We start from the raw sequence: 14,611 nt of genomic DNA on the forward strand, positions 1-14,611 counted from the left end.
GGCGCGAATGCCTCCAAATGGGTGGGGAGCGCCCCGGATAGGACACAACTAGGACAGGGATGTGAGTTGCCGCACCCACCGGGTCTCGGCAGTGTCGCAACCCGGAGCACTTTACCGGGTGACCCCCAAACTGGGGGGTTGGTCGGTGGGGGTCACCATTCACTCACGTATGCGCTGGGTGCGGGGCGTTTTCGATGAGACCGGAGGCCCAGTTCACCGTCCACTGGGTGGCGGTGGTCCCGTTGTCGTCCACCTGGTAGCCGTTGTACAGGCTGTGGACCGGGTTGCCCGCGGCTTTGACCAGGATGTTCAGGCTGCCGAGGATGTTCCCGGGGTTGAGCGCCTGCCGGGGCGAATCACAGATCAAATCGCCTGCGGCGCAGATGGTGAAGGCCCGGTCGGACAGCTTGCCGAAGCCGCCGCGCGGTCCGGTCATGGTGATGCCCGGCACGTTCAGCCCCCGCAGCGCGATCTCCGCGCCGACGCCCGCCGGGGACGGTCCGATGGCCGTGGCCTCGCCCGGGTCGCCGATATCGCGGCGGCCGTCGGCGATGGTGGTCACACCCAGCACCAGGTCCTCGGGCACCGGGCCCTTGCCCGCGCCGATCTGCGCGGCCACGTCACCCGCGATCACCGCGCCCTGCGAGAAGCCCGCCAGCACGAAGGTGGTGAGCGGGCAGTCGGCGTGGGTCTTGGCCAGCTTCTCCGAAGCCCGCTTGGCGCCCTCGGACCGGCTGTTGTTGTACGACGCCTGCCCGTCCGGCGGAATGGCGACCGGATTCGAGAACTGGGCGACGTAGGGAACGGTGTAGACCTCGAGCCGTTCGTTCGGGAACTTGGCCCGAATCGGGTTGGAGATGTTCAACATCAGCGACGCCGGGTTCGCGGTCGGACTGTAGGGGTCGTCGGTGGCGTTCGACTCCCAGGTGCCCGGAATGGACAGCAGCAGCACATCCGGGCAGGCGGCCGGCTGCGAACTCGGACGGGTGGGTCCCGGCGGCTTGGGGCCGGGCAGCCGCAGCCGGCCAGCCAGCAGGTACCACAGCAGCAGCGCCACCACGACCACGATCACGATCGCGGCGATGGCGAGGAGCAGGCAACCTACGGGCCGGGTCCGGCGTCGTCCGTTTCGGCGTCGTGTCGTCACTTGTTGCAGTAGCTCTTCGTGGCGACGTCGTAGTAGGTCTTACCCGCCTGCTCGACCGACATCTTGGCCGGATCGAAGGCCGGGTCGGAGCCGGCGATGGCGGTCACGTACGTGATGATCTGGTCCTGTGGCGCGTTCTCCGCCTTGCCCTGGCAGACCAGATTCGCCGCGGTGATGGCGATGTCCGAGGAACCCGGGGTGATGCCGGCCTTCTTCAGCTCCTCGAGGAAGCCCTTCTCCTTGTCCGTCAGCGCCGGGGAACCGGGCGGTGTGGTCAGGAACTGGCTCGGGATCGGCTCCGGGCGCTGGGTCGTCCCGCCGTCGGGCGCGGCCGAGGGGGCCTGCTGATCGGCCGACGGCGTGGCGGCACCGGAGGCGGCGGCCGTGGTCTTGGTGGCGCTCAGCGTGGGAGTGCTCTTGGCGGTCGAGTCATTGCTACCGCACGCGGCGAGCAGGCCGGCGGCGGCGAGGGCGGCCACCACGCCGAATACCTTTCCACGGGTTCCGTGCATCTATTCGCTTCCTATTTCTGTCCAAGGGCAAAGGTCGCCCCCAGGCTAGCCGCAACCCGGACGTGGAGCCCGAACCACAACGGACCCTCATCCGTTTCTTAGGGCCGATTAGGGCCTGTTCGTCGGAAAAGTCTCAGTTGGGACGGACTTCAGGGCCCAGCGCGGGGATGGGTGCCGGGGACGGCGGTTCGGCCGGAGTGGGTTCCGGGGCCGGGACCGGAGCCGCCGCCGGAGCCGGGACCGCGGCCGGAGCCGGAGCGGCCGCCGGGGCCGGTACCGAGGCGGGAGCGGCCGCCGCCGGAGCGGGAGCGGGTGCCGCGGGGGCGGGAGCGGCTGCCGCCGGCACGGGAACCTCGGCCGGGGCCGGAGCCGGGGCGTTCGCGGGAGCCGGCGCCGGAGTGGCGGCCGGAGCCGCCGCCGGAGCCGGGTCGGGCTTGGGCGCCTCGCTGCCGGGGATGGCGATGGGCCGCCCGTCGAAGGTGGCCGCGACGGCGCGGCCGTCGTGGATGGTGATGGTGCCGCCCTGGAAGGTCTGCTGCAGGCCACCCGGGGTCTGGCCCTCGTCGGAGATCGGGAAGCCGAGCGGTCCGTTCTCGAATCCGGTCGCGCCCCAGGCGTCCATGATCTGACCGGTGCGCACACCCCAGGCGCCCGAGAGCGGGCTCCAGTAGATATTGCCGCCCTCGAAGGCGCTGTAGCGGCCGAAGTCGCGCAGCCCCTGCTCACCGCTGGTCGGGAAACCGTAAGGGCCGCTCTCGAATCCGAGCTGGGAGTACTTGCCCAGGATCAGGCCCTGCACCAGATGCGCGCCGGTCTTGGCGGTGAAGTACACCGGACCGTTCTCGAAACTCTGGATCACGCCGTCCTTCTGGGGCGTGCGCGCCTCCTGCCCGTTCGGGTAGCCCGCCGGGCCGTACTCGAAGCCCTGCCGGGCCCATTCGTCGAGGATCGCGCCGCGCACCGCCTGGGCTCCGGTCTGCGGGGTCCAGTAGATGGATCCGTTCTGGAAGTGCTGCACCCGGCCGCGGCCGTCGGGCAGTCCGCCCTCGCCGCCGGTCGGGAAGCCGAGAGCGCCGGTGGCGCCGCCCAGTCCGGCGTAACTGCCGCCGATCGCGCCCGCGACCGGCTGCGCGCCGGTGCCCTGCGAGAACATCACCCGGCCGCCGCGGAAGTCCTGGCCGACGCCGCCGGTCGTCGGGTATTCGCCGGTGAGGCAGTCGCCGAGCCAGTTGTTTCCCTGCACCACCGGGGCGATCGCGCCACCGGTCCTGCAGTTGGGCGGGGTGGAGTCCACGCCGAGCGCGGCCGCGGTCTGCGGCCAGGCCTGACGCATCTCGAAATCCCAGTACGGCCAGGTGTGGGTGCCGGAGGCGCGGTAGTTCACCGAGACCGGGATGTTCAGCTTGCTGAGTTTGGCCACGAAGTTCTGGGTGCTCAGCCGCGACAGCACTTCGAGCCCGAGGCCCGCGTAGTTGGTGCTGATACCGGGAATGTCGGACAGCGGGTCGGTGGCGCCCGCGACGCCGTTGCCACTGGAGACGTACAGCGCGGTGCCCTTGAGCTTCTCGGCCTGCTCGTAGGGGTCGTGTTCCTTCCAGGCGGCGCTGGTGGGCGGACCGAACATCTTCGACGAGTCGAAGCCGCCCGCGTCGTGCATGGCGAAGTTGACCGCCTGCGGCATGCCCAGCGAGGTCAGGGTGAGGAACCCGGAGTAGGAGGAGGCCGAGCGGACCCAGCCCGGATTGCGCGCGGCCAGCATCATGGCGGCGGTGCCGCCCATCGAGAGGCCCTCCACCGCACGCACATCGGTGGCCCGGAACTGGCTCTCCAGCAGCGGCGGGAGTTCCTTCACCAGGAAGGTCTCCCACTGGTAGTTGTGGCCGTTGTCGGGGGCCAGCCAGTCGGCGTAGAAGCTGGACTGGCCACCGACGGGCAGCACCACCAGGGCGTTCTTGTCGGCGTAGAAGCCGGCCGCGCCCGCGTCCTTGGTCCAGCCGTTCTCGTCGTCGGTCGCGCGCAGGCCGTCGAGCATGTAGACGACCGGGAATTTGGCGTCCGGCTTGGTGTTCCAGTCACGCGGCAGCAAAAGCTGAATCTGGAGGGGGGAACCGGTCGCGGGGGAGTTCACCCACACATCGACCCGGTGGTCGTTCACCCAGTTCATCTTCTGGACCGAGGCCGCCGGAGCCGGGGCCTCGGGGGCGGCGCTTGCCACCCCCGGCACCAAGAAAGTGCCCGCTATCAGCGGAAATACCGCCGCCATGGCGCATGCCATCCTGCGCATGCGCCCTGTTCTGATCCCACGGACAACTCCAGCCACATTAGTGTTGTACCTCCGGAACCTTGTGAGTTCCGGTAGGACACACGCAAATCTGCCGTTCCGCAGCAAACGCCCAGTTGCCGGTCCGTGCCGGGCGTCAAGCCCCCAGCGCGGCCAGGATGTCGGGCCGGGCTTCCGCCAACTGGTCCTGCCAGTAGCCCCAGGAGTGGGTGCCCTGGACCGGCAGGTTGTAGTGCGCGTCGATGCCCAGTTGCTCCATGCGGCCTATGAACGACATGGTGTTCACCATCGACAAGGACTCCAGCGCAACGGCATTCACGGTATTGAACGTTCCGGTCGCCGAGTCCGGATTGTCGTGCGGGCCGAGCACGCCCCAGGAGGCGGAGATGAACAGCGGCAGATTGCGCAGCTGCGGCGCGAATACGAACGGGTCCATGCGCAGCCACTGCGGACTCCACGGCCAGGCCATCGAATCCACATTGAAGCGGCCCGCGTCGAGCATGGCGATCCGGATCGCCTCCCGCATCCCGGGCGCGGAGATGTTCAGATAGCCCGAGAACGAGGACGCGTGTTTGAACTGGTCGCGGTGGTAGGCGGCCAGCGCCAGCGCCGCCGAGCCGCCCATGGACAGTCCTGCCACCGCGTTGTTGGTGCGGGAGACGCCGTAGCCCTCGAGGAACGCCGGCAGCTCCTCGGTCAGGAAGGTCTCCCACTTGTAGGTGAGCTTCTGACCGTTGGTCGAGGAGGGCGCGCGCCAGTCGGTGTAGAAGCTGGACTGGCCGCCGACCGGCATCACCAGGGTGACGTTGTCCTCGGCGAACTGTTTCAAGGCATCCGTCTCGAAAGTCCAGGCATTGAAGTCATTTCGGGCACGCAGCCCGTCGAGCAGGTACAGCGCGGCGTTGCCGCCGTGCCGCGCCCACTGCACCTGAACCTTGATCGGACCCATGCTCGAGGGGACGTACAGCTCCTCGAATCCGCCCTCGGGGGTGCGATGCACCGGGTGCGTGGGCATGGCGGCCGCGGGCCCGGCCAACGCCGGGACCGCGGCCACCGACAGGGCCGTGACCAGGGCGCGCCGCCAGAACCTTCGGACGCGAGCGCGCGTGGTGAGCCGAACCGAACCGTGCTGTGGGCATGACGAAGCGCCCTGTACTGCCATAGAGATCGATCTCCTGAACCGCAGGGGGGAACCACACCGACGTGACGGGAGTCACGGACAACGGTGCACTCTACAGACGGCTCGGAGGTAACCGGCGGGTATCCCGTTCAGCAGGCGCGTGTTTCGATCACCGCTCCACACCGAGCGCGGCCGCGGCCTGCGGCCAGGACTGTCGCATCTCGAAATCCCAGTACGGCCAGGCGTGCGTGCCGGCCGCCCGGTAGTTCACCGAGACCGGAATGCTCAATTTGTCGAGTTTCGCGGCGAATTGCCGGGATGACATGCGCGCCAGGATTTCCAGCGCCGTACCGGACCAGTCGGTACTCACTCCGGGGATCGTCGCACCACCCCGGACACCCCCGGACCCACTGCCGCTGGAGATGTAGAGGCTGACGCCCTTGAGCCGTTCGGCCAATTCGTAGGGATCATGCGCGGACCACTCCGCGGCGCCCGGCGGCCCCCACATGAAGTCGGCGTTGTTCTCCCCCGCCGCCCGCTGCGCGAGCTGGATCGCCTGCGGCATACCGATAGTCGTGGCCGTGAGCAGACCGGAGAACGAGGCCGCGAAACGCGCGAAGCCCTTGTTCCGCGCGGCCAGCGTCATGGCGGCCGCACCACCCATCGACAGTCCCGCGATGCCGCGCACATCGGTGGTGCGCCAGTCGCGTTCGAGCAGCGGCGGTAATTCCTTGGTGAGGAACGTTTCCCACCGATTTGTCTTACCCTCCGAAGCCTGTCTCCAGTCGGTGTAGTAGCTCGCCGCGCCACCGACGGGCAGGGCGACCACCACGTTCTTGTCAGCGTAGAACGACTGCGCCCCAGCCTCTTTCGTCCAGCCGCTCTCCTGATCGCTGGCCCGCGTCCCGTCCAGCAGGAACAGCACCGGGAACTTGGCGGCGGGCCGGGCGTCCCAATCGCGCGGCAGCAGCAGCTGCACCTGCACGCGGTCGCGCATGGCGGGCGAATCCACCCACAGCGCAACACGTCTCGCCCCCAGCGGGGTGACCTGACTGATGACGGGCGCCGCGGCGGGCGCGGGATCCGCCGCGGCCGGAGCGCCGGTGAGCACTATCGCGACGGCCGCCGCGATAGCGACCGTCCCCCTGATCCGGCACGAGCGCCGTCGTCGCGATACCACCTGTGCCACATTAGCTTTCGAACCCGTCCGGGAAACGGCGAATGCCGGCCACCCCAGGGGGTGACCGGCATTCGGGCTATCGGAAGATCAGATCGCGTGCAGCGCCTGCAGGATGCCGATGCGGGACTTCCACAGCTCGGCCTCCCAGTACTTCCAGGAGTGGGTGCCGGTGGCCGGGAAGTCGAAGTCCGCCGGGATGCCCAGCTGCGCCAGGCGGGCCTGGAACGAGCGGGTGTTGAGCAGGCAGACCGCCTCGATGCCCATACCGACGCCGGTGTCGAACACCGCGCCGACATTGGCCGGCCGGTCGAACTCACCGGGCAGCGCGCCACCGGCCGAGATACGCATCGGCAGGCCACGCAGCTGCGGGGCGAACACGAACGGGTCCATGCGCAGCCACTGCGGGCTCCACGGCGGCGCCATCGAGTCGATGTTGTAGGCGCCCCAGCGCAGGACGGCCACGCGCAGGGCCTCCCGCATACCGGGGGCGGAGACGTTCAGCGCGCCGGAGTACGAGCCGGCCCACTTGAACTGGTCGCGGTGGAAGGCGGCCAGCGCGAGCGCGGCGCCACCGCTCATCGACAGACCGACGACCGCGTTGTTGGTGCGGGAGACGCCGTAGCCCTCGAGGAAGGCGGGCAGCTCCTTGGTCAGGAAGGTCTCCCACTTGTAGGTGAACTTCTGGCCGTTGGTGTTACTCGGGGCCAGCCAGTCGGTGTAGAAGCTCGACTGACCACCGACCGGCATCACCAGGGTGATGTCGTCGTTCGAGAACTGCTGGTTGGCGTTGGTCTCGAAGCTCCACGCGTTGCGGTCGTCACGCGCGGCCATGCCGTCGAGCATGTAGAGCGCGCCGTTGCCGCCGTTGCGGGCCCACTGGACCTGGACCTTGATCGGGCCCATGCTCGAGGGAACCATCAGGTCCTCGGTGGCGCCCGGGTTCATCCGGTGGGTGATGCCATGAGCGGGCAGGGCCTGCGCCGGAGCGCCGCCCACCACCACCGGCAGTGCGAGAGCGGCGACCGATGCGACCAGCGTCCGCCTCATCCATGTACCCGCACCGCGTGTCGGACGCGCCGCAGTACTCCCCCCGTTCCTGCCGAACCTCATGAATCCTGCTTTCTTTTACTCCGGCTACTTCGCTGCTGACGGCCAACCCGCCCCATGAGTGCAGCCGACATCGGCCGCGACATCACCGGACAGCGAGATCCCCGACAACCTCATCAGATTGGTTCCGCGTGACAATATGTCACGGAGCCCACTCTCGGCAACAGGACCGAATGATCTTTCGGCACAATGAGAAACACGCCGACTCGCGAGTGTCGCGGCACTGACGGGAACCGCATCCGACGCGTACACGAACTCGCATTTCGCCTATGCACAAACAGCGATTCAACACCAGTGACTTGTGTCACTCACCCGTCTATTCGCCATTCCTATGACAACAGCTCAGCCGGTAATCGGCAGCCTCCAATCCAGCTGGCCGGCAATGTCTCCGATGCACGGGCAATGCCTCGCACACGCTCCGACCAGGCACAACAAAACAGCGGCATGAGACTCGGTCTCATGCCGCTGATCGAACATCGGGCGAACTCGTGTCGAACCGTGTTGCGGTGGCGCGGATTTCGGACGTCAGCCGATATTCGCCGACATGTCCGGAATCATCCGGTACGCGTCTTCCTGCCAGTTGGTCCAGGCGTGCAGCCCGGCGGGCGGGAAGTCGTAGACCACGTTGCCCGCGCCCAGGGTCATCATGCGGACCTGGAACGCGCGGGTATTGGCCAGCGCCAACGCCTCCAGCGGGGTGCCTCGAACGATGCGGTCTGCGGCCGCGCCGAACGGAATGTTCAGGTCCTGCTGCATCGGCAGGCCGCTGCCGGCCGAGACCCAGACGCGAGTGTTGTTCGCGATCAGGGTGGGCGCGAAGACGAACGGATCCATGCGCAACCACTGCGGGCCCCACGGCGGTGCCATGCAGTCGACGTTGTAACCGCCGGCGTCGATCATGGCCGCGCGAATGCCCTCGCGCATACCCGGCGCGGAAATGTTCAGATAACCGGAGAATGATCCGGCGAAACTGAATTGGTCGGGGTGGTACGCCGACAGCGTGAGCGCGGCACTGCCGCCCATCGACAATCCGAACACGCCATTGCGATTCGGATTGAAGCCCAGGCGATCCCGCAATCCCCAGCGCAGCTGATTGGTGAGCAGCGATTCCCAGGTGTAGCGGTAGCTCTTGCCCTCACCGCTGCCCAGCGCCTCGGTCATGCCGGATCCGGAATTCCGCGCGGACGAGCCGCTGCCGGGTGCGAGGCCGAAGAAGGAACTGGGCGAATCCCAGTCCGCGTAGAAGCTGGACTGGCCGCCGACCGGCATCACCACATTGATGTTCCAGCTCTGCAGGACCTCGGCGACATTGGTGTTGATCTCCCAGCCGTTCAGGTCGCCCTGGGCGCGTTCGCCGTCGAGCACGTAGACGACGCGGTTGGTATTCCCGTCGGCGGCTGGGAAGATCCGCGACTTGATCGGGCCCATCTCGGGAGAATCGACCCAGAAGTCGAATCCCGAGGGATTGAAACCGGCTGATGCGGGCGGGGAGACGACCACCCCGGCGCCTAGTGGCAGCAACATCGCCGTTGCGATACCCAGCACAGTTCGTTTGAAGCCACGCACCCGCATCGACCCAGCCTCTCATCGGAGCACAGACGATCCAGCAGAACGATCTTCTCTTCGGAACCGCTCAAGTATCGGACGTCCGCGTCGGCGTGTCGGGCGTGTCGACGCACGAGTCCCCCGGGCGAGTCCAGATCTTGACCTACGCCCGGGGGACTTGACGCGCTGAAGCGCGGTGTTCTAGCCGATGTTGTTGGAGAGGTCCGGGAGCATCCGGTAGACCTCGGCCTCCCAGTTCCGCCAGTTGTGCACACCGCTGGCCGGGAAGTCGTAGGTGACGTTCTGCGCGCCCAGGGTGGCCATCCGGACCTGGAAGGCCCGGGTGTTGGCGAGCGCGAGCGCCTCCAGCGGCATGCCCTGGATGACCGACATGACGCCGGAGACGTCACCGGCGGCCGGGATGGCGCTGGCGGCGGAGATCCACAGGCGGGTGTTGTTGGCGATCAGGCGCGGCGCGAACACGAACGGGTCCATGCGCAGCCACTGCTGACCCCACGGCGGGGCCATCGAGTCCACGTTGTAGCCGCCGGCGTCGATCATGGCGACGCGGATGGCCTCACGCATGCCCGGCGCGGAGACGTTCAGGTAGCCCGAGAACGAGCCCGCGTAGCTGAACTGGTCCGGGTGGTAGGCGGCCAGGGTCAGCGCGCCCGAACCACCCATGGACAGGCCGAACACGCCGTTGCGGTTGGGGTTGAAGCCCAGCCGGTCGCGCAGCGCGTTGCGGAGGTCCTGGGTGATGAAGGTTTCCCAGGTGTAGCGGTAGCTCTTGCCCGGGCCGCCGGCGAACAGGCCGAACGCGCCGGAACCCGACTGCGAGCCCGAGGCGGAGCCCGAGGAGGAACCGGCCGAGCCGCTGCCGCCGCCGATGCCGAGGATGGAGCTGGGCTCGGCCCAGTCGGCGTAGAAGCTGGACTCGCCGCCGACCGGCATGACCACGTTGATGTTCGCGGCGGTCAGCGCGCGGACGACGTCGGTGTCGTTCTCCCAGCCGTTGAGGATCTGGGTGGCACGCATACCGTCGAGGGCGTAGACGACGCGGGCAGTGTTGCCGTCAGCCGCGCGGAACACGCGGGTCTTGACCGGGCCCATGCTGGCCGAGTCGACCCAGAAGTCGAACCCGGAGGGGTTGAAGGCCGCGTGCGCGACCCCGCCGACCCCGGCCACCGTCGCACCCAGGGGAACCATGAGGGCCGCGGCGAGCCCGAGTGCCGATCGTTTCAACCATCCGCCGCCCATTGATGGACGTCTAACCCACTCGCCTCGCATGCCTTCGTCCGGCCTTTCGTGTCCTGTTCATATCCGTGCAATTCCCGCCGGTCCGTCATCTCCCGGCGGAAGGTCTCGGGGAGCCTATCGTGCGTTGGAGAGGTGTTCGTTATCGGTTCGTGACAGAAGTGACCGGCGCCACTATTCGACGGAAACGTGCCCTGAGCTGCTCATTGATACAGGACTCGAGACAAAGGGACGTATGTCAGCCGATATGAGAGGACAAATCCGGCAACTGCTTGATGAGTTGCGGCTCCCAGGTGTGCCAGTTGTGGATGCCGGTGGGCGGGAAGTCGTAGGCGACATTTCCGAGACCGACAACGGCCAAGCGGGCCTGGAACATCCGAGTGCTCGCCAGCGCCACCGCCTCGATGCCCATGCCTTCCTTGGTGGCCATCGCGGAGATGTCACCGCCGCCCGGAATGGCGCTCGCCGCGGAGATCCACAGCCGGGTGTTGTTGGCCTTCAACCGCGTTGCGAACACGGCCGGGTCGAGGTGCTGCCACTTGGACTCCGACGAAGCCAGGGCATCCACGTTGTAACCACCGCAGTCCAGCATCGCGGCGCGGATCGCCGCCCGCATGCCGGGCGTGCTCATATTCGGCACACCCGAATTCGAACTGGCGTAACTGAACTGGTCGGGATGGAAAGCCGCCAGCATGAGCGCGGCGCTGCCGCTCATGGACACGCCGACCACACCGTTGCGGTTCGGGCTGAAGCCCAGCCGATCCCGCAGCGCGTTGCGCAGGTCGCTGGTGACGAAGGTTTCCCACTTGTAGGTGTAGGACTTGCCCGGACCACCCGAGAACACCGACGAGGCGCCGGAACCGGTCACGTCGCCCGGCGCGGTCCCGGGCTTCATGCCCAGGAAGGTGCTGGGCTGGGTCCAGTCGGCGTAGAAGCTGGACGCGCCGCCGACCGGCATCACCACATTGATATTGGCGTCCATCAACGCCTGGGCGACATTGGTCTCGATCTCCCAGCCGTTCAGGTCCTCGCGGGCACGCATGCCGTCGAGCAGGTAGACCACGCGATTGGTATTGCCGTCATTGGCGCGGAAGACGCGCGACTTGATCGGGCCCATCGCGGAATCCACGTAGAAATCGAAACCGGCCGGATTCAGAGCCGCCTGCGCGGTGCCGCCGGTGCCGGCGACCGATGCCCCGAACGGCAGCATCAGCGCCATGGCCAGGCCGAATGTCGCCCTCGTGAACCACGCTCGCCGCGGTCGAGTTCCCCGTTTCCCACCCACAGTGGCAGCGCTAGGCATCGTGTTGTTCCGGCCCTTCCAAACTCATGACATCCGCTGTGACACATAGGAAGAGATCACCCGCAGCGGCCTGCCGAGTAGCGTATCGCGGAAACCCCCACCAGGCGTTACCTAATTGAGACAGAATTTCAAATTTCATCTTCAGTTCGTGACAAAACGCCCAAATCAATTGGAGTACTGCGCACAGCAGCCCCGTATCCGCGATGGATACGGGGCTGCTGTGCTGTCCGGTTACTTCGGCGGCTCGGTCGGATCGACCAATCCGCAGCGCTGAATCTCGTACTTCGGGACCCGATCGATCCGGTACTTGGCGAAATCGAGCGACTGCACCAGGTTGTGCCGCCAGCGGTCGAAGGTCAGCGGCGCGCGCACCGAGGCCAGCATGTCCTGGGTGGCCGGGCAGGACAACGCGGTCCGCGCCTGCGTGGTCCACTTCTCGTCCAGGAACCACGGCATCCACGGGTGCTTGTCCACCATGCCGGCGTCCACGACCACCCAGTCGGAGTAGAGGTTCTTGTCGTGGCCGATGCGGCCGTCGGTCAGTCGATCGGTGTGCGAGGCAAGCGGATACGCCAGGCCCATCTGATCGATGACGCGTACCTCCAGCGGGACGTTCATGCTGGTCATACCGAGATTCAGGAAGAACACCACGTGTTCCTGATTGCCCTCGGGGACCGGTGCGGGCACCAGGTACCAGTTCGTGAACGAGGGCGAGCTGAGCAGCAGCGCGCCGTCCTTCGAATTCTCGATGTCCCGGACCATGGCGCGGATGCGCGGATAGTCCAGGTAGTCCTCGGCGCGGATCGGGTGGTCGTGGCCGGTGTTGAGCACGTAGTAGATTCGCTCGTCCACGATGCCGTTGGCCCGGATCTTGGTGCCGGTGGTGATCGCCGTGGTGTCGGCCGCGAACAGCGCCCACCCCGTGGTTCCGGCGAACGCGGCCAGCACGACCACGAAAGCCCAGTCCAGTCGGCGCATTCCGGTCTCGCCCGCCGCCATCGTGCGCGGCAGCCGCAGCGGCAGCACCGCGACGGGCAGGATCAGGCAGAACACCTGCGGCAGCAGCATGCGACCGTGCATGAAGTCGCCGCCGACCCGGATCTCGTAGACGGTGAGCACGAATCCGCTGCCCAGCATGAGCGCGACCACCGCGGCGGGGGTCCGCAGCCAGTGGCTGAAACTGTCAATTCGCCCGCGCCATCCGGGTTTCCGGGATTCGCCCGCGTGATAGGAAACGGAGAGTTGGTCGCGGCGCTGCCGCCCGACCACCACACCGGCCACCAGCAGCACCAGCAGCGGCAACCACAGCCAGTACGGCCCGACCAGATCCCACAGATAGACCAGGCCCTGACCCCACTTCGCGCCGCCGGCGTCCTTGGCCACCGCGGTGTTCGGGTAGGGCAGGGCGTAGTAGCCCATCCGCCAGATCTGGTACGCCACGGGCAGCAGACCCGCGACCGCCACGATCAGCACCCGGAACTGCCACGGCCGCAAGCGGGTCTCGGGCGCCGGGGCGCAGAACAGCATGAGCAGCGCGAGCGCGCCGACCAGTGTCATCTCCGGGCGGATCAGCGGGGCCAATCCGGCGAAGAAGACGAGCGCGAGAAAGCCCGCGGGGCGTACCTTCTCGGCCTGACTCCAGCGCACCATTCCCCACCAGAGCACCGCCAGCCAGAAGATGACGAGGCAGGACTCCAGTCCGGAGGTGGCGTAGTCGCGAGCCGGGGGCAGGGCGATGTAGACCAGCACGCCCGCCGGAAGCAGCAGCGCGGAACCCGTTCCGCCCCACAGCCGGGCGGTGCCGAGCATCGCGAACACGATGGCCAGCACCGACAGCGTGAGCGCGATCCCGAGCACCACGTATTCCAGCCGGGCCTGGGTCAGCCAGCTGAAGAAGTAGACGATGTAGGTCCAGGCCGTGCTGGTATTGGCCTCTACGCGTTCGTCGACATTGAAGACCGGACCGTTGCCCGCCAGCAGGTTTCGCACCGTGCGGAGAACGATCAGGCCGTCGTCGGCGATCCAGCGCCGCTGCCACGCACCGGCCGCGAACAGTGTCGCGGTCAGTGCGATCCCACCGATGAACGTGGCTCGGGATAGTCGCGAGAAACCGCGCGCGGAGTCATCCGCACGCCGACGGGCGCGACCGACCGGCAATTGTGCCGTCGGCGCGCCCGTCTCTCGCTCTTCTCCCTCTACCACGTCAGGTGAGATAGACAGCGACACCCAGAGCTCCCGTCAAGACGACTGCGAGGAACTGGAGGACCCGGTCCCCCAGGACGATCTCTTCCGGCTCACCCGCTTCGCCGCCGTCGACGTCCACCGCGTACCGCATGATGGCGATGACGAACGGAATCATGGAGATGGCGAACCAGATGGTGTCCTTGGCGCGATCCTGCTCGAACGCCCACAGACCGTAGAACACGACCACCGCGGTGGCCGACAGGGTCCACACGAAACGCAGGTAGGTCGGTGTGTAGTACTCCAGCGACTTGCGGATCTTCGCGCCGGTGTCGAGCGCGTACTTCAGTTCGGCGTAGCGCTTTCCGGCCGCCATGAACAGCGAACCGAACGCCATGATCAGCAGGAACCACTGCGACAGACGGATATCCGAGGACACGCCACCGGCGACCGCGCGCAGCACGAAGCCCGACGACACGATGCAGATGTCCAGCACCGCCTGGTGCTTGAGGCCGAAGCAGTAGGCCAGCTGGATGCTGACGTAGACCGCCATCACCACGGCCAGATGCCAATTCGCGGCGAACGACAGCAGGATCGAGCCGACCAGCAACACCGCCGAGAGCGCGTAGGCCAGGTTCACCGGCACCACGCCGGCCGCGATGGGCCGGAAACGCTTGGTCGGGTGGGCGCGGTCGGCTTCCACGTCGAGCGCGTCGTTGACCAGGTAGATGCCCGACGCCGCCATGCAGAACACCACGAACGCCAGGGCCACGTGCCCGAGCACCGACACGTCGCTGATCACCAGATCGCCCGCGGCGGTCTTGCCGGCCGCCAGCGGCGCGGCCAGGACCAGCACGTTCTTGATCCACTGGCGCGGGCGCATGGCCTTGATCAAGCCGCCGCCCAACGTCTTCGGCGGTCCCTTGACGACCGCCTCTGCTAGGTCGGTGCTGGTCGGCTCTTCGCTCATGTCAACGA

10 protein-coding genes and 1 pseudogene are annotated in these 14,611 nt (G+C 67.3%); all 11 read right to left on the bottom strand.

The window, feature by feature from the left end; translation table 11 throughout:
• Window positions 1-163: 163 nt before the first annotated feature.
• Window positions 164-1,147, bottom strand: a complete 984-nt coding sequence (locus ACWEOI_RS04760) for a cutinase family protein (RefSeq protein WP_433592406.1) — start codon at window positions 1,145-1,147, stop codon at window positions 164-166.
• Entirely contained in the window at window positions 1,144-1,659 is a 516-nt protein-coding gene (locus ACWEOI_RS04765; RefSeq protein ID WP_433669727.1) for a DUF732 domain-containing protein, read from the bottom strand. The genes ACWEOI_RS04760 and ACWEOI_RS04765 overlap by 4 nt, the downstream gene beginning before the upstream one ends.
• 490 nt (window positions 1,660-2,149) lie before the next feature.
• Window positions 2,150-3,934 (bottom strand): annotated as a pseudogene (locus tag ACWEOI_RS04770) (alpha/beta hydrolase-fold protein); the annotation flags it as partial.
• Window positions 3,935-4,076: 142 nt separating this feature from the next.
• On the bottom strand, window positions 4,077-5,102 hold the full coding sequence (locus ACWEOI_RS04775; protein WP_433669726.1) for an alpha/beta hydrolase-fold protein: 1,026 nt from the start codon (window positions 5,100-5,102) through the stop codon (window positions 4,077-4,079).
• A gap of 127 nt (window positions 5,103-5,229) precedes the next feature.
• The gene (locus ACWEOI_RS04780; protein ID WP_452358956.1) at window positions 5,230-6,240 is read right to left on the bottom strand and encodes an alpha/beta hydrolase; all 1,011 of its coding nucleotides are present in this window, start codon (window positions 6,238-6,240) and stop codon (window positions 5,230-5,232) included.
• A gap of 87 nt (window positions 6,241-6,327) precedes the next feature.
• A complete protein-coding gene (locus ACWEOI_RS04785; RefSeq protein ID WP_357275140.1) occupies window positions 6,328-7,287 on the bottom strand; it encodes an alpha/beta hydrolase in 960 nt (319 codons plus the stop codon).
• 585 nt (window positions 7,288-7,872) lie between these two features.
• The gene (locus ACWEOI_RS04790; RefSeq protein ID WP_433669723.1) at window positions 7,873-8,919 is read right to left on the bottom strand and encodes an alpha/beta hydrolase-fold protein; all 1,047 of its coding nucleotides are present in this window, start codon (window positions 8,917-8,919) and stop codon (window positions 7,873-7,875) included.
• 174 nt (window positions 8,920-9,093) lie between these two features.
• Entirely contained in the window at window positions 9,094-10,182 is a 1,089-nt protein-coding gene (locus tag ACWEOI_RS04795; protein WP_452358957.1) for an alpha/beta hydrolase, read from the bottom strand.
• Between the two features lie 205 nt (window positions 10,183-10,387).
• A complete protein-coding gene (locus ACWEOI_RS04800) occupies window positions 10,388-11,452 on the bottom strand; it encodes an alpha/beta hydrolase (protein WP_452358958.1) in 1,065 nt (354 codons plus the stop codon).
• Window positions 11,453-11,683: 231 nt separating this feature from the next.
• Complete coding sequence (zomB, locus tag ACWEOI_RS04805) at window positions 11,684-13,609, bottom strand: flagellar motor control protein ZomB (protein WP_452359193.1); 1,926 nt, start codon at window positions 13,607-13,609, stop codon at window positions 11,684-11,686.
• Between the two features lie 46 nt (window positions 13,610-13,655).
• Window positions 13,656-14,603: a decaprenyl-phosphate phosphoribosyltransferase gene (locus ACWEOI_RS04810; protein ID WP_433669718.1), complete on the bottom strand. Its 948-nt coding sequence runs from the start codon at window positions 14,601-14,603 to the stop codon at window positions 13,656-13,658.
• Window positions 14,604-14,611: the final 8 nt, after the last annotated feature.

The sequence above is a fragment of the Nocardia sp. NPDC004340 genome (genome assembly GCF_053602575.1).